The 18,426-nt window shown below is 60.8% G+C and carries 29 protein-coding genes; 19 read left to right on the forward strand and 10 right to left on the reverse strand.

From position 1 onward, the window contains the following. The first annotated feature begins 9 nt into the window (after positions 1-9). Both FBY20_RS20280 and FBY20_RS20285 read left to right on the forward strand, forming a co-directional pair. Positions 10-447 (forward strand): hypothetical protein, encoded by a 438-nt coding sequence (locus FBY20_RS20280; protein ID WP_142054231.1) that lies wholly within the window; start codon positions 10-12, stop codon positions 445-447. 39 nt (positions 448-486) lie between these two features. Beyond that, positions 487-1,239 (forward strand): hypothetical protein, encoded by a 753-nt coding sequence (locus tag FBY20_RS20285; RefSeq protein WP_142054233.1) that lies wholly within the window; start codon positions 487-489, stop codon positions 1,237-1,239. A 64-nt stretch (positions 1,240-1,303) separates the two neighbouring features. Here the strand turns inward: FBY20_RS20285 and FBY20_RS20290 are convergent, their stop codons facing one another. From FBY20_RS20290 to FBY20_RS20305, 6 genes are all read right to left on the reverse strand, one after another. After that, positions 1,304-1,537, reverse strand: a complete 234-nt coding sequence (locus tag FBY20_RS20290; RefSeq protein WP_142054234.1) for a hypothetical protein — start codon at positions 1,535-1,537, stop codon at positions 1,304-1,306. Further along, positions 1,534-1,659, reverse strand: coding sequence for a hypothetical protein (locus tag FBY20_RS28020; protein ID WP_255452413.1), 126 nt, complete (start codon positions 1,657-1,659; stop codon positions 1,534-1,536). Before FBY20_RS28020 ends, FBY20_RS20290 begins: the two co-directional genes overlap by 4 nt. Before the next feature lie 732 nt (positions 1,660-2,391). Beyond that, a complete protein-coding gene (locus FBY20_RS27730; RefSeq protein ID WP_160144423.1) occupies positions 2,392-2,562 on the reverse strand; it encodes a hypothetical protein in 171 nt (56 codons plus the stop codon). A gap of 10 nt (positions 2,563-2,572) precedes the next feature. Then, positions 2,573-2,887: a hypothetical protein gene (locus tag FBY20_RS20295; protein WP_142054236.1), complete on the reverse strand. Its 315-nt coding sequence runs from the start codon at positions 2,885-2,887 to the stop codon at positions 2,573-2,575. Between the two features lie 622 nt (positions 2,888-3,509). After that, positions 3,510-4,022 (reverse strand): hypothetical protein, encoded by a 513-nt coding sequence (locus FBY20_RS20300; RefSeq protein WP_142054238.1) that lies wholly within the window; start codon positions 4,020-4,022, stop codon positions 3,510-3,512. Positions 4,023-4,304: 282 nt separating this feature from the next. Next, entirely contained in the window at positions 4,305-5,408 is a 1,104-nt protein-coding gene (locus tag FBY20_RS20305) for a S24 family peptidase (protein WP_142054240.1), read from the reverse strand. A 96-nt stretch (positions 5,409-5,504) separates the two neighbouring features. Here FBY20_RS20305 and FBY20_RS20310 point away from each other — a divergent pair, with 96 nt between their 5' ends. After that, positions 5,505-5,705, forward strand: coding sequence for a hypothetical protein (locus tag FBY20_RS20310; protein WP_142054242.1), 201 nt, complete (start codon positions 5,505-5,507; stop codon positions 5,703-5,705). Positions 5,706-5,859: 154 nt separating this feature from the next. On the opposite strand, the gene FBY20_RS20315 is transcribed toward FBY20_RS20310, so the two are convergent. After that, a complete protein-coding gene (locus tag FBY20_RS20315) occupies positions 5,860-6,081 on the reverse strand; it encodes a hypothetical protein (protein WP_142054244.1) in 222 nt (73 codons plus the stop codon). 256 nt (positions 6,082-6,337) lie between these two features. Here FBY20_RS20315 and FBY20_RS20320 point away from each other — a divergent pair, with 256 nt between their 5' ends. The 8 genes from FBY20_RS20320 (at position 6,338) to FBY20_RS20355 (ending at position 10,501) form a co-directional block, all read left to right on the forward strand. Then, positions 6,338-6,781, forward strand: coding sequence for a phage regulatory CII family protein (locus FBY20_RS20320; RefSeq protein ID WP_063955520.1), 444 nt, complete (start codon positions 6,338-6,340; stop codon positions 6,779-6,781). A gap of 86 nt (positions 6,782-6,867) precedes the next feature. Continuing rightward, positions 6,868-7,083, forward strand: coding sequence for a hypothetical protein (locus tag FBY20_RS20325; RefSeq protein WP_142054246.1), 216 nt, complete (start codon positions 6,868-6,870; stop codon positions 7,081-7,083). After that, positions 7,076-7,381 carry a hypothetical protein gene (locus FBY20_RS20330; RefSeq protein WP_142054248.1) on the forward strand — a complete coding sequence of 102 codons (306 nt, stop codon included), beginning with the start codon at positions 7,076-7,078 and terminating at the stop codon, positions 7,379-7,381. The genes FBY20_RS20325 and FBY20_RS20330 overlap by 8 nt, the downstream gene beginning before the upstream one ends. Continuing rightward, positions 7,372-7,848 (forward strand): nuclease domain-containing protein, encoded by a 477-nt coding sequence (locus FBY20_RS20335; protein ID WP_142054250.1) that lies wholly within the window; start codon positions 7,372-7,374, stop codon positions 7,846-7,848. Before FBY20_RS20330 ends, FBY20_RS20335 begins: the two co-directional genes overlap by 10 nt. After that, complete coding sequence (locus FBY20_RS28025) at positions 7,845-8,690, forward strand: helix-turn-helix domain-containing protein (protein ID WP_255452414.1); 846 nt, start codon at positions 7,845-7,847, stop codon at positions 8,688-8,690. Before FBY20_RS20335 ends, FBY20_RS28025 begins: the two co-directional genes overlap by 4 nt. After that, positions 8,662-9,420: a replication protein P gene (locus FBY20_RS20345; protein WP_142054252.1), complete on the forward strand. Its 759-nt coding sequence runs from the start codon at positions 8,662-8,664 to the stop codon at positions 9,418-9,420. The genes FBY20_RS28025 and FBY20_RS20345 overlap by 29 nt, the downstream gene beginning before the upstream one ends. Continuing rightward, positions 9,417-9,839, forward strand: coding sequence for a hypothetical protein (locus tag FBY20_RS20350; RefSeq protein ID WP_224776927.1), 423 nt, complete (start codon positions 9,417-9,419; stop codon positions 9,837-9,839). Before FBY20_RS20345 ends, FBY20_RS20350 begins: the two co-directional genes overlap by 4 nt. Next, positions 9,839-10,501: a hypothetical protein gene (locus tag FBY20_RS20355; RefSeq protein WP_142054254.1), complete on the forward strand. Its 663-nt coding sequence runs from the start codon at positions 9,839-9,841 to the stop codon at positions 10,499-10,501. Before FBY20_RS20350 ends, FBY20_RS20355 begins: the two co-directional genes overlap by 1 nt. Positions 10,502-10,737: 236 nt before the next feature. On the opposite strand, the gene FBY20_RS20360 is transcribed toward FBY20_RS20355, so the two are convergent. Further along, on the reverse strand, positions 10,738-11,028 hold the full coding sequence (locus FBY20_RS20360) for a hypothetical protein (RefSeq protein WP_142054256.1): 291 nt from the start codon (positions 11,026-11,028) through the stop codon (positions 10,738-10,740). 467 nt (positions 11,029-11,495) lie between these two features. On the opposite strand from FBY20_RS20360, the gene FBY20_RS20365 reads away from it, so the two are divergent. Continuing rightward, positions 11,496-12,281 carry a DNA adenine methylase gene (locus tag FBY20_RS20365; protein ID WP_142054258.1) on the forward strand — a complete coding sequence of 262 codons (786 nt, stop codon included), beginning with the start codon at positions 11,496-11,498 and terminating at the stop codon, positions 12,279-12,281. Here the strand turns inward: FBY20_RS20365 and FBY20_RS20370 are convergent. Further along, positions 12,266-12,625, reverse strand: coding sequence for a helix-turn-helix domain-containing protein (locus FBY20_RS20370; RefSeq protein WP_142054260.1), 360 nt, complete (start codon positions 12,623-12,625; stop codon positions 12,266-12,268). The genes FBY20_RS20365 and FBY20_RS20370 overlap by 16 nt on opposite strands. Before the next feature lie 12 nt (positions 12,626-12,637). Then, a complete protein-coding gene (locus FBY20_RS20375) occupies positions 12,638-12,892 on the reverse strand; it encodes a type II toxin-antitoxin system RelE/ParE family toxin (protein ID WP_142054262.1) in 255 nt (84 codons plus the stop codon). Positions 12,893-13,084: 192 nt separating this feature from the next. On the opposite strand from FBY20_RS20375, the gene FBY20_RS20380 reads away from it, so the two are divergent. The 7 genes from FBY20_RS20380 to FBY20_RS20405 all read left to right on the forward strand — a co-directional run bounded on the left by FBY20_RS20380 (position 13,085) and on the right by FBY20_RS20405 (position 18,424). Then, a complete protein-coding gene (locus FBY20_RS20380) occupies positions 13,085-13,318 on the forward strand; it encodes a hypothetical protein (protein ID WP_142054264.1) in 234 nt (77 codons plus the stop codon). Between the two features lie 53 nt (positions 13,319-13,371). Continuing rightward, positions 13,372-13,656 (forward strand): HNH endonuclease signature motif containing protein, encoded by a 285-nt coding sequence (locus FBY20_RS20385; RefSeq protein WP_255452415.1) that lies wholly within the window; start codon positions 13,372-13,374, stop codon positions 13,654-13,656. Beyond that, positions 13,656-13,823: a hypothetical protein gene (locus tag FBY20_RS27805; protein ID WP_174245437.1), complete on the forward strand. Its 168-nt coding sequence runs from the start codon at positions 13,656-13,658 to the stop codon at positions 13,821-13,823. The genes FBY20_RS20385 and FBY20_RS27805 overlap by 1 nt, the downstream gene beginning before the upstream one ends. Before the next feature lie 239 nt (positions 13,824-14,062). Beyond that, the gene (locus tag FBY20_RS20390; RefSeq protein WP_142054268.1) at positions 14,063-14,602 is read left to right on the forward strand and encodes a terminase small subunit; all 540 of its coding nucleotides are present in this window, start codon (positions 14,063-14,065) and stop codon (positions 14,600-14,602) included. A gap of 3 nt (positions 14,603-14,605) precedes the next feature. Next, entirely contained in the window at positions 14,606-16,312 is a 1,707-nt protein-coding gene (locus tag FBY20_RS20395) for a terminase large subunit (RefSeq protein ID WP_142054269.1), read from the forward strand. An 8-nt stretch (positions 16,313-16,320) separates the two neighbouring features. After that, positions 16,321-17,607, forward strand: a complete 1,287-nt coding sequence (locus FBY20_RS20400; protein WP_142054271.1) for a phage portal protein — start codon at positions 16,321-16,323, stop codon at positions 17,605-17,607. Continuing rightward, on the forward strand, positions 17,585-18,424 hold the full coding sequence (locus FBY20_RS20405; RefSeq protein WP_142054273.1) for a head maturation protease, ClpP-related: 840 nt from the start codon (positions 17,585-17,587) through the stop codon (positions 18,422-18,424). Before FBY20_RS20400 ends, FBY20_RS20405 begins: the two co-directional genes overlap by 23 nt. The last annotated feature ends 2 nt before the right edge of the window (positions 18,425-18,426 follow it).

The raw sequence follows: 18,426 nt of genomic DNA on the forward strand, positions 1-18,426 counted from the left end.
GGCGTGCATATGAGTGAAGATTGGCACCCACAAGAAACCTACAAGTCGATGATTTCGATATCGACAGAAGGCTTTAAGCTGTTGGCGCTGTTGAACGGCGGGGCGGCAGCCGGAATGCTGGCCGCGTTCCCACATCTATCGAAGTCCATCCCACCGTTCGCCCTGCAAATCTCGATCGCATGCTTCGCGATAGGGCTGGTCTTTGTGGGGGTGGCCTTTCTGGCCGCTTATGCGACTCAGAACGCGCTCTATAACGAGTCGATGAAACGTCCCATGCCGAAGTCCCACGTGGTTTATTTGAAGCGTGCGTTCCGCGCGTGCGTTTTCAGCTTGGTGTTCTTTCTTGGGGGCGCTTTGACTGCGGTTTTCTCTATAGACGCCGAACGCCATCAGCAGAGCCACAGCGAAGGCGCGGAGGCTGCCCCCGCTGAATTCACGGGACCATAGCCAGGTTGAACCCGTTTCGAGCGTCAAATAGGAGGCATTATGGAAAGCACTCGATCTACCTCTTGCGGAGAGGCATTAATTGGATTGGGGTTTATCGCGATGTGCATCGCGTTCGCGTTGCATTACCCCACCAATTCTGATCACTGGGCGGCGTGGATCCAGGCGTTCGGTTCCGTAGCGGCTATTGCGGCTGCAATCTGGGTGTTCCGCAGCGAAGCCGAGCTGCAAAGAAAGCGAGATACCGAGCATGCGCGAGTTGAGCAGATCGTCATGCTTGAAAGTTTGGCCACAGAAATTGAAGCTGTTTGGGCGAACTTTGATGCTGCCGTCGGCGCGGCACTAGAACGCGAGACGAAAGGTCCTAGGGATTGGACGTTTGCATACTCGGACTCCCTGTTCCCGGTATATCAGGCCCAGGTTCCACGAATTGGAGTTATCGAAAATGATGACTTGAGACAGCGGATTCTCCACTTGTACTCATCGGCCAAAGCGTATCTCCTGAAAATGAAGCTCCACAACGAACTGTCTACGAAAGAAGAGGAGCTCACTTTCAGACGGGCAACTGCGTCTCGCTCTTCTGTGCCAAGTGATGCCGGCCAAGCTATTTCCTCGGAGTTTGACGAGATTTCGAAGAAGCTGGACCGCACACGGGAAAAGCTGAACGCAAATGGACAGCAAATCGTGGACGGCGTTGGGCTGCTACGTATAGAGGTTGATGCTGCCCTTGCCCATATCAGGACTGCCAAGAGCAAGCTGAAGGAAGCGGGAAATTTGTCTGAAGCTGACTGCTAGACGATGTTGGTGAAACGGGTGACAACGCTCAGTCGATGCGCTCCTTCACTTCGAAGCGCTGCGTTCAAACGATTATCCTTAGCATCCAGCCCAGCAACTGCGGGCCGAAGAGGAAGAACGCGGCCAGCGCCAGGCTGGCGGGCCAGGCCCACAGCGGGATATCCGCGTCGTCGTTCCAGTTGCCCTTGCCGGCATGGTCGCGGGGAGCAATCAGGGCGCCGAGCTTCCGTGCGGCCTGTTTGATCGTGATGGGAAGGCGGGGGCGCACCGGTGACGCGCTTGCGCTGACGGTGTTCATGTCGGGTTCCAGGGATCTGCCGCGGCGTGGCGGCGGGAGAGGTAGTCGCCGAGGGGTGCCAGCACAAGCCGCGCGAACGCGAGCAGGCCCAGGCCCCAGGCGAGGGTTTCAGTCAAGGTCATGGGAATCTGCGCAGAGTTGCGCGGTGGTCAGCTTGGGGGAGCGGGCCGGAAGCCCGGTTAGATCCTGAAAGTCACTTTCAGCGCCGGTGACGTTGCGGCGCCGGTCCGCTCTCCGAAGCCGCCCCGGTGCCGGGGCAGGCGGTGCTGCTACTTGCTGATCGAGCTTCCGAAGTTAAAAACGTCGATCAGTTCTTCGATAAAGCGTACGAGTGCTTCGAGCATGCGGGGTCCTTTGGGAGTTGCCGGGCACGCGACATCCCTGCCCAGGTTGGTTGATGTAACATAATGCGTCCAAAGCCAAAAAAGTGACGAGAATGAACGCGGGTCAGAAGCTTGGTTTTTTTGTAATGGGCGTTGCGATATTGCTCGCCCTTGGCTTGTGCGTGGCTGCGGGGTGGATGTTCGATTACCCCATATCGTGGGCAGAGTTCACGCTGGCAAGCTGCTCTGCCTGGCGGGAGAATCAGTCCGTTTGGTGTGGCCTAGCCTCGTATAGCAATGGCGGCTCAGCAAGGGTGGCAATACCATTGACCTATCTGCTGTGGGTTTGCGCTGGGATCTTCTTTTATGGCCTTTGCACGTATAAATCTGTGATCTCGTACGAAAGTCAACGTGCCTTTATTGGCCGAATTGTTCATCGCACAAAGAACATGCCAAAACCGCCTCGGCGTGAAGCCTAGTCCGTATCGAGGGGCCGCCGATACCCCGCACGCGGGGCATGAGCCGGGACTGTCAAGTTTGCCAGTAGGTGATGTCTTCGCGGACGGCTTCAGTTGGCGTCCATCCGTCAGGCCGGTAGTCGTCGGCCAGCGCGCCAGCGAAGCCCCATGCTTGCGTGAGCGTGAGGCCAGTGATGCGGCGATAGGCAAGCGCGGCGCGCATGCGCCAAATCAGTTTCAGCATGGTCATTTCCTCAGTGTTTAGACTGGGGTTCAACCCGCCCGAACCGTGGCACGAAGCATCCAGTCAGCCGGCCGGTGGCGCGGTCCATATGGGAGTCGATGCCGTACAGGTCATGAACAAAATTGAAGTCATCAGCGGCAAGCCAGTCGGCCAGACGCAATGGCGTGCCGTTCAGGTGACAAGCCGCAATGTCCATTTCGCTGTTAAGGCGGTTGGGCTTCTTCAGGTGGCCCATCCTTTCTGCGCGGTTCAGGATCTGACTAATCAGTTCCCTATCGTCGTCTGTGATTTCCCAGTTGATTCCGTAAGGTTCAGGGTTGGGCATGGTGATTTCCTCTGGGGTTGGCTTCGGTAAGCGCTGACTCGCAGCGCTGGCCGAAACCCGCTTTTCAGCGGTTCGGATGGCCGGGGTTATCGTCGCCACGCCCGGCTGGGCGTTGCCTGGCTGTGAGAGCCCAAGCACACAGGGACCGGGGGCGCGCTGGCGCGTGGTTGGTTGTCCTGTTTCGCCCGTCGTCCCTCTCGGGGGCGGGCGGCCTCGGTTGTTAAAGAGCGGTGCTCGCCTTCCCCATCCGACTTCGTGGCGGTACGTCTCCCTCTTGAGGCGATGCCCTGACTGCTGGCTGAGGGTCCGTGGGGGTTCTTGCTGCGCCGTGTTTGCAGCGCGTCAATGGAATTAAACACTACGTTTATTGTTGAAGTCAACATCGTGTTTAATTGGGGGCGCCAAAAAGCCCGCTCGAGGCGGGCGTGAAGGGGGAAAGGTGGCTTAGTAGGCTGGCTGTCCCCAGAGGGCCAGTACCAGCGCTACCGCCACCCAGATGATGACTTTCATCATGCGGGCTCCTGCATCTGGGCCGGATTGCCCAGGTACATGGATAGTCATGATCAATTCGGGCTACTCATGGCCCCAAAAGAAAAGCCACCCGGAGGTGGCTTTATCCTGTTTACGCAGCGCCTCCTGGTGGGCAAAAGTCTATGGTGCGTTGACCGAAACCGAATTGAGCGAGAATTCGTCTTTTCATCGAAAGGCACTCGGATTGCACGTGCTTGCCTTCGGCTGCGTCTTGCTCGTCCTGGCAAAGCTGAACTAACCCACGCAAGGAAGGGGGCTCGTCAGCCTCGACCACATGGTACTCATGCCGAAGCTGGCTCACTTCATCCAGGGTGTTTTTGGCGAGCACTGCTCGTGAAAGGATTGCGTTAAATCGGTTGGCCAGACTGCCATGTTTTCCTGCCATGCCTGGGCAATCAACCACAATCGTTGCGATGGTAAATACACCGCTGACAATCGCTGCGCCCAACGTAAATGCATTCGCGTCGAATCCAATGGACGCTAGAGCAATTAAGGACACCGCCTTCGAGGAAGCATCCAGCACGCGAAAGAAGCTTTCCCTTTTGCGGTGATAGCTTATGCTGAGCTTTGCGTCATACAGGATTTCGTCGATGGTGTCGCTCATTTGCCTATCGTCCGTTAGATCCGCCTCCGGAACCGCCGCCACTACTGCCGCCGCCGTCGCGCCTTGGCTGTACACGAGATACGGTGTTGCCATGATCACTTCGTTCCTGGACCCTGCCAGGAATATACGTTGGCCTCTGGTCCTGGCCAAATCCGGTGTCTCGATTGGGAACAGGGCTCTTATTGTTGCCGCCTGATCCGGGTTTTGTAGCCATTATTGCCTCTCCTGTGAAAATTCGCTATCGACCGGCGATGCGTGCTGTGCCAGTTGTCAACCTCCACGTTACGACCGCACCCACTGTCCCGCCTCATCATCCCGCAGCTTGGCTCCAGCCCAGACGACTTGGCCAAGCACACGTACGGGGTGACCGTTTTCCAGCGGGATGTCCAGATAGGCCGGATTGAAAGAGCGCGCAACCCAGCGCCCTGTGAGCCTATCCCGGGTCACGGTCTTGACGAGCATCTTCCCGTCGTAGTTGATTGCGTACACCCCGCCACTGGCCACATCTTGCAGCGTCAGGTTCTCGTTAGGCACGACGAGCAGGGCGGCGCCGTCACGAATGACCGGCTCCATGCTGTCGCCTTTCGCATACACCACCCTTGCCTTTCCGTTGTCAGCGCCCACCGCCTTGAGGAAGGAGCGGCGGAACTGGATCATGCCGGTCTGGTCTTCGCTGTGGTTCTCGATGCCGTCGCCCGCGGCCAGGCGCACCTCAGCCAGCTCCGGCACTTTCTCAAATCTGTCATTGGCGGCGTGCGGCTCGCCCGGTCCGGCGTTCGCCGTCACGCCCGTTTGCGTGCTGATCCTGATCTTCGGATTGCGCTCGGCCTGGAACGTGGTGTGGCCGCCTTCCCACGGAGCAGGCGGCAAGCCCGCAATTCGCATAGGGAAGGGGTCATCAGCATGGTCCATGTCGACCAGGCCGCCAGGCTTGTGAGCCCGCAAAGGAATGACGTTGCCCGACGGAGCAGCGGGCGGTGGCGACACTTGGATCCCTAGCTTCATCTGGGCGATCGCGAGTGCGATGGCGCCCTCGAGCGCATTGAGCTGCGACTCGGGCAATGCCCGCAACTGGTCCTCGGGGATCGTGCGGAAGGGCCACGGCTGCGCCTTCGCCGGTTCAGGCTCGGCCGATGCCTTGGCGGGTGCGGACGTCGTGAACATTGCGCCTTCGCCAGTCATCACCCAGGTGGCATTGACTCCCAGGACGTTTTGGGCAGCCAACATCCCTTCCTTCGATGGACCGCGGCGCTCCCAATTGTTGACGTTCTGCTGGGCGACGTTCAACAGCCGCGCCAGATTCGCTTGCTCTGGGCCGCTCACCAGCATCCCCGAGGCTCGCGCAGCCTCGTAGATCCTCGCCATCTGTTCGTGCATTTGCTTCATAGGGCGATTGTTGCCGGGATAAACGCGTTGTTGATACACGCCGTGTTGACCCAAAGATTAAACATGGTGTTTAATTGGGCGCATATGGAGAAACGAATGGAACAACTTCATCGGGACGCGGCGCGGATAGATGCCTTTGGCGGACCCACAAAGGTTGCCGAGCGGCTCGGCATCGCTGAAGAGCCCGGCGCAGTCCAGCGCGTTAGCAACTGGAAGCGCCGGGGCATCCCGTCGAGCGTCCTGCTGGCGCATGAATGGTTGCGTGCCCCTGCGCCGGTGCAGCAGGAGGCGGCATGACATCAATGCACCGCCTCGGTTTGCGTTCGGCTGTCGCTCGACAGGAGCCCCCCAATGCATAGCCTCTACATCCGCTTCGTGCTGTGGCTGATTCGAGCCGCCGCTGAGCGCATTGCCGACGAGCGTATCGCCGCGGCAATGCAGCCTGGCGGCGCTATTTGGCGCAATCGATCAACTTCGACGCGAGTTGAGCGCGAGCGGATTCGATGATTTTTGCGAGCGTCATTTCCGATGCTTCCCGAAGAGGAATCGAGATCTGCGCCTTTCCGACGAAGTGGGGTGGAACCGCCGTGAAATCCGACTCGAGCATGAACTTCACGTCGACAAACTCCGAATCTTCGGTGGGCTGCACGATGGATACAAACTTCAAAGTCATGGTCGGCCCCCTCCTTACTGGGGCGGGTGTCTTGTGTGAGAGCAACCATTCTAAGGGGCTGACCACCCATTTTCAGGAGGGAGCGCATGGATAGCGCTACGACGCCGGCGCCGCCGGCACCGCAGCCGGCGGCACCGGCAAAGCCTAGCGACAAGGTCCAGATCGGGCCGTTGGACGTGTAGGGCGCAATTCGTCTTTCCATGCAGCGCATCGTAAGGCCGCTGCTCAGCAATAGATACGTTCAGGAAATTCACATATGAACATCACCACTGCGGCCGATCTGACGGTGCATGACTACAAGGGCGGCAGCGAGGCTTTGGGGGCGGTTATCGGCATGTCGCCGGCCGTGCTGCGCAACAAGGTCAACCCCAACAACACCACGCATCATCTGACGCTGGCTGAGGCCGACCGCATTGTGCGGATGACGGGCGATGTGCGCATCCTGGCCGCGTTCGCGCACGGCAACGGCTATCTGCTGGTCAAGGCGCCCGAGTCATGCGGCGAGAGCGACATGTCAGTGCTGGAGCAGGTCGCGGCGTTGATGATCGCGCATGGCAGGTTCGGTCATGAGGTGTATGACGCCCTGGCTGACGGGGGCGTTGACCAGCAAGAAATGCAGCGCGTCGACGCCGCGGGCCGCGCCCTGATGGAGGCGGTCGCAGGCGTCGCGCGCCGGCTTAGCGGGATGGCCGAGCAATGATTCAGCGCGGAACATCCGGAGTACCGGTGCGGGAGCGTGTCGCGTCCACGATGCGTAGGGGGGCGGCGCTGTCCCGCGCGGCTGCAATGATGTGCAACGGCGCGAAGTTCCAGCGGTGGGTTGTGTCCCGTATCGGCGCCGCCCCTGATGGCGTGAGCGCGAGCCAGCACGCGGCGCAATTCGTTCGGAACGCATGCGGGATCACAAGCCGCGCGCAGCTGGACCACAACGCTCAGGCTGCGGCCTTGTTTCACGAGGCGGTGCGCAAGCCCTTCGTGAAGTGGAGCGGCATCTATGGCTGACTGCCTGCACATGTTTCGCGGCTACCAGGTGCCACCTGAAACGGTGGAGCAGGTCCGTCAGGCAATCCTTGATACGCGGGGCCGTGTCGACTTGGCTGCATTGCGGGCCATCGTGCAGCCTGCCATGAAGGCCGTGGACCCGTGGTCCAGCACGTCCCGGGAAGTCGCTGCGGCATGCGCGGTCGATTCGATCGTTTTCGACGCAGCACGTGCCGGCCTGGTTAAGCGTCGCGTGAACGCGTGGAAGTTCCCCGCATGGTATCGGGTCAAGAAGCAGACGGGGGCGGTATGTCGCTGACGCGCAAGGCCCCCCTGAAGCAAAAGACGCCGCTGAAGCGTGGTGCGCCGATGATGCGCGCAACGCCCATGCCGCCGCCACGTGCCGCCATGAAGGCGCGCAAGAAGGGCAAGAAGCCGCCCAAGACCGTCTACCGCAATCAGGCGCTGCTGGACCTTGCCGAAGGCGAGGAATGCTTGCTGCGCGTGCCGAGGTACTGCCAGGGCGGCACCGATACCACTGTGGCCTGCCATTCAAACCTGCTGCGCGACGGCAAGGGGAAGGGCATCAAGGCGCACGACTGGGCCATTGCGTTCGGATGCGGCCCTTGCCACTGGTTCATAGACCAATCGCCAGCACCGCTGGCACAAAAGCTCACCTATTTCATCCCCGGCTTGCGCCTTACGCGCTTGCGAATCATCGCCATGGGCAAATGGCCCGAAGAGGCGGAGCGCGGGTATCAACTTTTGTATGGAGGTGCGCAATGAGCGCAAAGGTATTCGGCGCTGTGTTCGAGCGCTACCGCAACGGAGGGGGCGAGCTGCTGCTTGCTCTTGCCCTGGCGGACCACGCGCACGATGACGGGACGCACATTTTTCCCTATGTGGAGACCTTGGCCGTCAAGACCCGCCAGTCCGTTCGCGCGGTGCAGTATCAACTGAAGAGCATGCGCGAAGCCGGCTGGCTGATTGCTGTGAACTCTGGGAACGGTGGGCGCAGCCAAGCTTCGGAGTATCGGATTTCGCCGGAGTGGCTTGCCGGGGGAGAAGCAATTCCGCCTGCAAAGAAAGACGAAAAAGGGGCAGACGAAAAAGTTGCACCCTTTTCGGAGGGCACGGAAAAGGGTGCAAACGGCAGCACAAAGGGTGCAACTGACGGCGCAAAGGGTGCAAACGACGACGCAAAAGGGTGCAGTGGGTTGCACCCGCATATAACCGTCAAGAAACAAAAGAAGAACCGTCAAGAACCGTCACCCGCGCGCAAGCGCTCGTCGGGATTCGATCCGATGCGTGTGGAGTTGCCCGCCTGGTTGGATGCGGAACTGTGGGAGCGCTGGGTGCGCCATCGCATCCAGTTGCGCAAACCACTGACCGAGGAAGCCGCACGGCAGCAGGTCAAGGACCTGGCGACCTTTCGCCAGCAGGGGCACACGCCCGCCGCAGTTATCGAAAACGCCATCGGCAAAAGCTGGCAAGGCCTGTTCGCCCCGAGCGGCACCGCAGTTGGGGGCGCGCAGCGTCCCGGCAAGTTCAACCCGACCGACTACGTAAATCGCAATCGCACCCAGGGAGGCCCCGACTATGACGACGGTCGCACAATCGACGAGTGAGCGAGCTGGCTGGGCCGTGCCGCTGGCGAAGCTGGAAGGCATTTCCCTCATCGACCACCTGTGGAATCGGCTCTCGGGCACGTACGGGGGGCGTTGGCTGAAGGACTTCCCGGACATGCAGAGCATCGAGAACTGGAAGGCGGCATGGGCCGAGGCGCTGGACGATGATCGCGTGACGCCGCAGGAAGTGGCCGAAGGGCTGCGCATCTGCCGCCGCATGTTCCCCGACTGGCCGCCTGCAGTGGGTGAGTTCATCCGGGCATGCCGTCCGGGCCTGATTCCTGAGAACGCCTTTCACGACGCCGTTGCCGGGATGACCGCGCGCCGTCGCGGCGAAATGGGGCAGTGGACTCATCCGGCGGTGTACTGGGCTGCTGTCCGCGTTGGGTCGCACGACCTGCTGAATTGCGGTTACTCGGTCATGCAGTCCCGCTGGGAGCGGGCGCTTTCGGAGGAACTGAGCCGCAGCGATTGGGCTGCCATCCCAGCGCCGGCGGTCGCGTTGCCAGCTCCGGGCGCCACGCACGCCACGCCCGAAGAGGCAGCGAAGGCCCTGAAGGCAATGGGCGCGAGCGCAATCCTGAACGATTCTGGTCGCGATCCCCGCCGCTGGGCAAAGCGCATCCTGGCCGAAGCACAGCGGAAGGGCGGGCGGGTGCCATCCCTGGCGGTGCTGGGCATGGCACAGGCCGCAGTGGGCGCGCCGATCGACGCCGGGGGCGCGGCATGAGTGCGATGCAACGGAACAAGGGCGCGGCCTTTGAGCGCAAGGTTGCCAACCTGCTGACCGACGCGACCGGAACGACCTGGCGCCGTCGCGTGCGCAACCAAGCTGGTGACAGCGACGTGGTGGCCGATGAGCCAGCCTTTGCCGGGATCAGCATCGAATGCAAGCACGCGAATGTGCTGTGCCTGTCCGCTTGGTGGCGCCAGGCCGTGGAACAGGCGGGGCTGGCTGGCGTGCCGGTACTGATCTACAGGCAGACGGGGGCGCGCGGCGAAATGGTGATGGTCGACGCGCACGACGTGAACCCCAAGATTTTTCCCGTCCGGGGGCGGCACACCGTCACCTTGGGATGGGACGCAGCAATGCAATGGATGCGGGAAATGCTGCCCGCGAAAGTGACTTATTCCCCGGGGATTATCTGATGACTACGACGACACTCGAACGCCCGACCGTGGCGGGCCACACACCGATCAACAACGAGCCTCTCTTCCGCAGCGCCCACGCCGCGCTGGTCTTCGCATTCAACTTCACGATGCAGCAATACGACCGGCCGCTCATGAACAAGGTTGCCAGCCGGGATGCGCAACATGAAGGCAAAGGACTGTCTGGCCAGGACGGAGCCGCGCAGGCGGGCATGATTCGCCGCCGCCTTTCGACTCTTCCGCCGTTGCAGCAGGCAATCATGGTATCTCGGACTGCGCCGCCGTCGCTGGTGTGCAGCTGCGGAGCGCCATGCTGCCAGGGGCGTCAAGCGAATCTCGAATGGAGCGCAGCTGTTCGCCTGGTTGCGGACTACGCAGAAAGGGAAGCCTTGGCAGACTGCTCGATCAAACGCGCGTTGACGCTACAACTGCTTGCCCGTCTGTTTGGGCATGCCAAGGGCAGGAAAATGAGCGAGATCGCAGAGGACGCGGCAGTTTCCGTCAACACTGCGACTAATCACCTTTCCAGGCTGAAGCTTTGGCTTCACGGGAACCGAGAGCAGGGCGGTGCGCTGGAAGGCCAGGAGGCAATCGCAGCTGGCGCGGCGCACTGGGCATTAACGAACGCGGGCATTGTGGGCGTGTCTGACGATATTCATTGACCGTTGGGAATTTCTCACGCAGAATACGCCCAATCCTGATACGGTCTATCAGTGCGTCCAGAAAGAGCCCGCGAGCGAAAGCAGCGGGCTTTTTGCATTTTGCGCGCTTGGCCGAGCGGTCGGACTGCGGCGATCCAAGCCGCCTACGCGGATTCAATTCCTGCGGCCTGTTGCAACTACCCTGGATCAACCACCGCCTGAAAACGGCGAGTTGTTGCGCCGTTGGCGCATTCGCGTCACGCACCTTCAATGTTTGGCTTAGATGCGATGAAGCCTTGAAGCATGGCAGGTGTGGCCGCTCCCAAATGCAGGGCCAAAACTAAGTTCAGGGGCGTGCCGCTCTTAAGGTACAAAACGACGGCCAGACCGCCCAACACGATCATGCCGAGGGTTATCAGCCAATAGAACTTCGATGTGATCCACGCCGGCTTGTTCCTGTGGAAGTCTTCACGAAGTTTGTAAAGGGCATAGACCTCGGGTAGTGCTCCGCCACCCATGCCCAAAAAAAAACCGTCCCAAACATCCATTATTTAAATTTCTCGAAGCTGATTGCTCGTACCGCCGACCATGCGTCTTTTATCGCAGATACCTTCTTTCTGTCGGCGAATAGCTTTGATCCGTCGGCGCGTCGGATTGCCGACACTCGAACGACATCGGAGCGAGACGTAAGCGTCTCTTCAACTTGTGCAACCGGTAGACGAACTTCCTTTGCGATGCCTTTCGCGGTGCGGTACTCAAATTCGCTCGACCGTAAGGCTTCAAGGACGCGCTCAGCGGCGCCTCGGAGTGTCTTTACCGGTGCGGTTTTCGGCTTTTTTTTCATATTTATTCCCTAGAAGCGCGCCCTTCGGGTGCGTGTCAATCTAGAAACAGACGGCGACACGAGCGAAATCGCGAGTTCCGCAAGTGACAGCCAATCACGGATTGGACCCGTGAACGACCCAAGGCCGCCCGACCTGTACAGGCGGGGGCAAGTTTACATGGACGCTCACAAGTGGCAAAACCGATCATTCCCTGGCTCGGCGGCAAGCGCCGTCTGGCCGACAAGATTCTCCCCCATTTCCCCAAGCACACCTGCTACGTCGAACCCTTCGCCGGGGGCGCGGCTTTGTTGTTCGCGCGGCCGGAACCCGCCAAGGTTGAGGTGTTGAACGACATCAACGGCGACCTGGTGAACCTGTATCGCGTGGTGCAGCACCACTTGGAAGAGTTCGTGCGTCAGTTCAAATGGGCGCTGTCCAGCCGGCAGATGTTCAAGTGGCAGAAGGAAACGCGGCCCGAAACGCTGACTGATATTCAGCGGGCGGCACGCTTCTACTACCTTCAGCAAAACGCTTTCGGCGGAAAGATCGATGGCCAGAACTTCGGCACGGCTACGACCTCACCGCCTGGACTGAACCTCCTGCGGCTTGAGGAAACGCTATCGGCGGCACATCTGCGCTTGGCGCGCGCTTATCTGGAGCATCTGTCTTGGCGCGACTGCGTGAAGCGCTACGACCGGCCGCACACTCTGTTTTACATGGACCCGCCGTACTGGGGCACGGCTGGCTATGGCATCGAGTTCGGTCTTGACGAGTACGTGGCGATGGCCGGAGCGATGCGCACAATGAAAGGCCGCGCCCTGGTCAGCGTGAACGACAACCCGCAGATGCGTGAGGTCTTCGCTGGCTTCCCGATGCGAGTGCTGGATATCCGGTACATCGTCGCCGGGGGCGCAGGAGTGCCCCGCACGGAACTGCTGATTCAGAGCTGGCCGAAGGATACTCAGCCGTCGACCTGATCGAACTGAAGCCCAAGCGCGGCGGCGATTCGCTCCCGCGTAGCTTTACGCGGGCGGGCGTCGGTCGCCTCCATGGCTGCATAGCTGGGCTGACGAATGTCCAGGCGCGCCGCCATTTCCATCTGGGTCACGCCCAGGTACTCGCGCCAGGCGCGGATGAGGCTCCAATCGTTTTCGGTCATCAGCAAGACGACCTCATGCGGAATGCTCCCATCGGCGGGAATGCGAGTGTCGGGGCGTGCAGGGGCGACGTACGTACGGGTTAGCTCAACGTATTCAGCGTAGGGCAGCACGACGAAGGCCGGCTTGCCGTCGGCCTCCACAATGGTGGGATGCAGGTTCATGGCTGGTTCCTCTCAGTAGGTGTTGCTGTCGCGCTTCTTCACTTCTTGGATTTCTACGATGCGGATGACGGTATCAGCATCGAACAGGACTCGGTAGTTGCCAACCCGGAGGCGGTAGCCGTATTCGTGATTCGTCAGGGCCTTCACATTCTGGGCATTCGGCAGATCAGCCAGGGCGGTGACAGCGGTGGCGATGCGGTTGCGGTCTTGGCCGTCAACCTTCGCAAGTTGCTTCACCGCCTTCTTGTTCCAGTTGATCTTGAACATCCCGCTCTCCGTTTGGTATGAAAGCATTATAGCTAAAGCTATATAGTTTTGCAATGAATTTATAGGTTTTCAGCCGCTCTTTCGCTATCAAGGGTCTGCACGCTGGGCATGGCTTGCGGGGATTCGGTCATCGCCGCCGGGCGATGTGCAGTAGGTAGCACCCGGCACCCAATCAACTAGAGGCCACGTGCAATGAACATCAGAACCACGAAGCTGGATCGAGACGTTCACCAGGCGACGGTGGACCAGGATGTCGCTCTGCGCATCGTCGCGGAACGCGTGGCGGAAAAGCTCGGGCTGAGCCTTGACTCTCCCGGGGTTTCGTTCCATGCCCGCGTGGATACGTGCGACACCAGCACTGGATTTCGGAAGGACGTGTTTGTCGAGATTGTCGATGACCGCGCGGCCAAAGTGACGGCGGCATAGGAATGGCAAAGCTTAAGACACTCAAGCCCCGCATTGCGATGGCTGGATCAAGGTTGGCCGCTGCGCCTACGCCCAGCACCAAGCGCTTGGCGGGCCGCAAGCTGCAAGACCGCCGGTTACGTGTCTGGTCTGCCGATCCGCACTGCGCCCACTGCGGCGCGCTGACCGTGTACCCCGATGGGTTCGAGCTGGACCACAAGGTCAGCCTGAACGATGGCGGTGCGGATACCGACGAGAACTCGCAGGTGCTGTGCGTCTCGCGCGATGTGCACGGTCGCAAGGTCGGTTGCCACGACGCCAAGACGCGCCAGGACATGGGGTACAGGAGCCGCACGTAATGGCACAGATCACGGTCAAGCTTTCCTTTCGCGTCGCGTGGTGGGTGCGCTGGTACCTGGCGGGCGTCGCCATCGCGGCACGGCTGACTGGCGCAACCCCGGACATGACGAAGGTGGGACGGTGGATCAGGCGCGGCCTGTCCGTCCACGCCAGCAGGACGCCGTAGAGCGCCGCGGCATAGAGGCTGGGTCTGCGGTTCGCCCGGCTATCGTCGCGCCCTGCAGGGCCTCTGCGCGGCTCCCTGCGCCATCGGCAGAGGGGAGGCGGACGGCGGTCAGGCGGCAGGCAGGGGGGGGCGTGTCGAAAGTCTAGGGTGGCTCGACACTGGAAACCACCTGTTCCCTCACGCACAGAAAATTTCCCCGTTTCGGAAAATTGTTAACCCAATCTTGTTAACCAAAACCTATGGCATTAACCGACAAAAAGCGCCGATTCGTCGATGCGCTGCTGTCGGGTCTAACCGGTGCGAAAGCCGCTATCCATGCGGGCTACAGCGAAAACGGGGCGGCCCAAGCAGCCGCCCGACTGATGCGTGACAAGCATGTTCTGGCCGCCGTGGGGCGCATTGCCCAGGTTAACAAATCAGTTAACAAAAATCGGATTAACAAAAAGGCCGAATCACCGAATCCCAAGGAGCCGGATTCTCCGGCAAGCGGACCGCAAGCCACAGCCGCCGACACTGATCTCATCGACGGAATCGGCCTGAAAGCTCTCGGGCTTACCTCAGATCCGCGGGCTGTTCTCGTGGCGATCATGAACGACGCGGGGGAAGAGCCGAAACTTCGGCTGGAGGCCGCCAAAGCGCTCATGCCGTTCACGCACGGGAAAATTGCGGAACAGGGCAAGAAGGGCGCGAAGCAGGAGGCGGCAAACAAGGCTGCTACCGGTGGGCGATTCGCGCCGCCACCGCCTCCCACGCATCTACGCGTTGTCGGGAAGGGGTAAACCATGGCCTGGACAACCGCGTGCCCTGATTGGGCGGCACGCCTGCGCGCGCGACAGTCGATCATTCCGCCGCCGATCTACCCAGACCAGGCCGAATATGCGCTCGGCATCTTCAAGCAGCTCAAGGTCGTAGATCTGGCGCAGGTCTACGACGAGGCCATCGGGGCGTACCGACACCAGACCTTCGGGGAGTGCTCCGAAGAATGGGTATTCGACTTTGTGCGGGCGATCTTCGGCGGATATGACGCCGCCACCGGCAAGCAACGGATCCGGGAATATGGCCTGTTGATCAGCAAGAAGAACACGAAATCGACTATCGCCGCCGGCATCATGCTGACGGCGGTAATCATCTGCTGGCGCCAGGAAGAGGAACACTTGATCCTGGCCCCGACCAAGGAAGTCGCAGACAACAGCTTCAAGCCAGCAGCCGCGATGATTCGGGCGGACGAGGAACTGTCCGACATGTTCCACGTTCAGGACCACATCCGCACCATCACTCACCGGACGACGCGCAATAGCCTCAAGGTGGTGGCCGCCGACACCGATACGGTATCGGGCAAGAAGTCCGGCCGCATCTTGGTCGATGAATTGTGGCTATTCGGCAAGCGCGCTAACGCGGTGGCGATGTTCCTGGAGGCGCTCGGCGGCCAAATATCGCGTGATGAAGGCTGGGTAATCTACCTGACCACACAGAGCGACGATCCGCCGGCGGGGGTCTTCAAAGAAAAGCTCGCCTACTGGCGCGACGTGCGAGACGGGCGGGTGGTCGATCCGAAGACGCTGGGCATCCTGTACGAGTTTCCGGAAGAAATGGTCGAGGCAAAAGCCTATCTCGACCCGGCCAACTTCTACATCACCAATCCGAACCTCGGCCGCTCGGTCAGCGCCGAATGGTTGGGGGATCAGCTCAAGCTATTGCAGGCAAGAACGGACGGAGCATTCCAACAATTCCTTGCCAAGCATCTGAATATCGAGATTGGGCTGAACCTGCGTTCTGACCGCTGGGCGGGTGCTGATCACTGGCTAAAGCGGGGGAAGCGCGTACTGACACTTCGCGCGCTGATGGAGCGTTCCGAAGTTGTCACGGCCGGTATCGACGGCGGCGGCCTGGATGACCTGCTGGGCCTGGCATTTCTAGGGCGCGAGCGTGGGACGGGAAACTGGCTGCATTGGGCGCGAGCCTGGGCACACCCGTCTGTTCTGGAGCGCCGCAAAGAGATTGAGGCCAGGTTGCGCGATTTCGAACGGGCTGGCGAGTTGGTCATAGTCAAGCAGATCGGCGATGACACCGCAGAACTGGCGGCTCTCATCCGCCAGGTGTATGACGCGGGTTTGTTCCCCGATAAATGTGGAATCGGTGCCGACCAAAACGGCGTGACCTTCAATGACGCGCTGGTAGAGGCTGAAATCCCCGAGGAATTGATCGTCGGTGTGTCGCAGGGCTGGAAGCTGGGCGGCATCATCAAGACAGTGGAGCGCAAGCTTGCCGAAGGCACCTTCGTACATGGCGATCAGGCTCTGATGGCTTGGGCTGTGGGCAATGCCCGTATAGAACTGCGCGCCAACGGCATCTTGATTACCAAGCAGGCCAGCGGCACCGCAAAGATTGATCCCTTGATGGCGACATTCGATGCAGCGCAATTGATGGTCCTTAATCCCGAGGCCTCCGGCCGGTCGGTATACGAGTCCCGCGGGATTCGATTTATCTGAGAGAACCCATGAAATTACTGGACCGCTTTCTGGGCGGCTCGGCGGACGAGTCGGCGCCTGAAGCCGGCCCACGGCTGGAGCCCACCATTGCGCTAGAAAGCGCGCAGGCGTCGGCGCAGCCCCGGGGGCAGGCGTTCCGAGGCTTGGATGATCCAGCGCTGCTGGAGTACATCCGCAGCGGCGACTACAACAGCCGGGTGGAGTCGCTACGGAACATGGCCGCGTTGCGGTGCGTGTCGCTGATTGCCACTTCGCTTGGCATGCTGCCGCTCAACCTGATTCGAAATGACGCGTCCAAGGCACCAGCGAAAGACCACCCGGGCTATCGGCTGATGAAGCTGAAGCCGAATGGGTGGCAAACGCCCTTCGAATTCAAAAGCATGATGCAGCTGCATGTCCTGCAGCAAGGCAATGCCTACGCCAGGGTTATCTGGTCAGCTGGCAGGCCGATCGCCCTAGTGCCAATGGCGCTCGGTTCCGTCAAGGCCGAGCTTGTGGGCTGGGAGATGCGTTACACGTACACCCGGCCGGATGGACAGCAGGTAAAGCTATCGCAGAAGGAGGTGTTCCACCTGCGGGACATAACCGTAGATGGGGTGGAAGGGCTGGGCCGTATGAAGCTCGCGCGCGATGCCATCTCACTGGCGCGAGACGCCGAGCGCGCCGCTGGGCGCGTATTTCGGACGGGCAACCTGGCGGGCGGCGCCGTGGAGGTGCCGAAGGCGCTATCGGACACGGCCTACGGGCGGATGCGCAATTCCCTGGACACCGATTTTGCGGGCGCGGAGAACGCTGAGCGCTGGATGTTGTTGGAAGAGGGCGCCAAGGCAAACAAGTTCAAGGTGACCGCAGCCGAAGCGCAGCACATCGAGAACCGCAACGCCCAGATTGAAGAGGTAGCGCGCGCCTTCGGCGTGCCGCGGCCCCTCTTGATGATGGACGACACCAGTTGGGGGTCGGGCATCGAGCAGTTGGGAATCTTCTTCGTGCAGTACGGGCTGCAGTTCTGGTTCACGGCGTGGGAACAGGCGGCGATGCGCACCTTTCTGACTGACGAGGAACTGGACCAGCTGGCCTACAAGGTCAACGAGCGGGCTCTGATGCGCGGCACGTTGAAGGACCAGGCGGACTACTTCGCCAAAGCGTCCGGCGCGGGTGGTCATGCCCCGTGGATGTGGCAGAACGAGATCCGCGACCTGTCGGACCTACCGGCGAGCGATGACCCGCAGGCAAACAAGCTACGCGATCCCATTACCCAAAAAGGAAAATCCAATGAGCCTGCTGCAACTGCCTGAGATCAAGGCGGACGCCCGTCTGGGTGCCGCCGACTTCGATCTGCGCCCGGACGCGCTGGAGCGGTGGGCGCCCCACGTGCGCGCCGCCGGCACGGACGAAGACGCCACCATTTCCATCTACGACGCCATCGGGGAAACCTGGGATGGCAGCGGCGTAACGGTCAAGCGTATTCAGGCCGCGCTGCGTTCTGTCGGGGCCCGTGACGTGACGGTGAACGTGAATTCACCCGGCGGCAATTTCTTCGAAGGGGTCGCGATCTACAACGCGCTGCGCGAGCACAAGGCCAAGGTCACCGTCAAGGTGTTGGGCTTGGCTGCGTCAGCGGCGTCGGTAATTGCGATGGCGGGCGACGAAATCCTGATGGGTCAGGGATCGTTCCTGATGATCCATAACGCCTGGGCAGTAGCTATCGGGAACCGCCACGACCTGATCGACGCAGCCGCGAAGTTGGAGCCGTTTGACGAGGCGATGGCACAGGTTTATGCGGCTCGAACGGGCATGACGCCGAAACAGGCCGCAGCCCTCATGGACAAAGAAACCTGGATCGGCGCGGATCAGGCAGTCGAGGATGGCTTCGCCTCCGGGCTCCTGGATGGCACCGCAGTCACCGAGCAGCCGCAATCGAGCGGCGAACGGCGGGCCCTGGCCCAGGTGGAGGCGGCCATGGCTCGCGCCGGATATAGCCGCTCGTCTCGCCGCGACACCTTCAAGGCACTTTTCTCCGGCAAGCCGAGCGCTGCCACAACCACCACGCCGTGCGCTGGTGACGACGTAGCAGCCCTGCTGCAAACCACACTTACAACCCTGCGAGGTTAAAC

The sequence above is a fragment of the Achromobacter sp. SLBN-14 genome, from assembly GCF_006715415.1.
GTDB classification, from domain to species: Bacteria; Pseudomonadota; Gammaproteobacteria; order Burkholderiales; family Burkholderiaceae_B; genus Achromobacter; species Achromobacter mucicolens.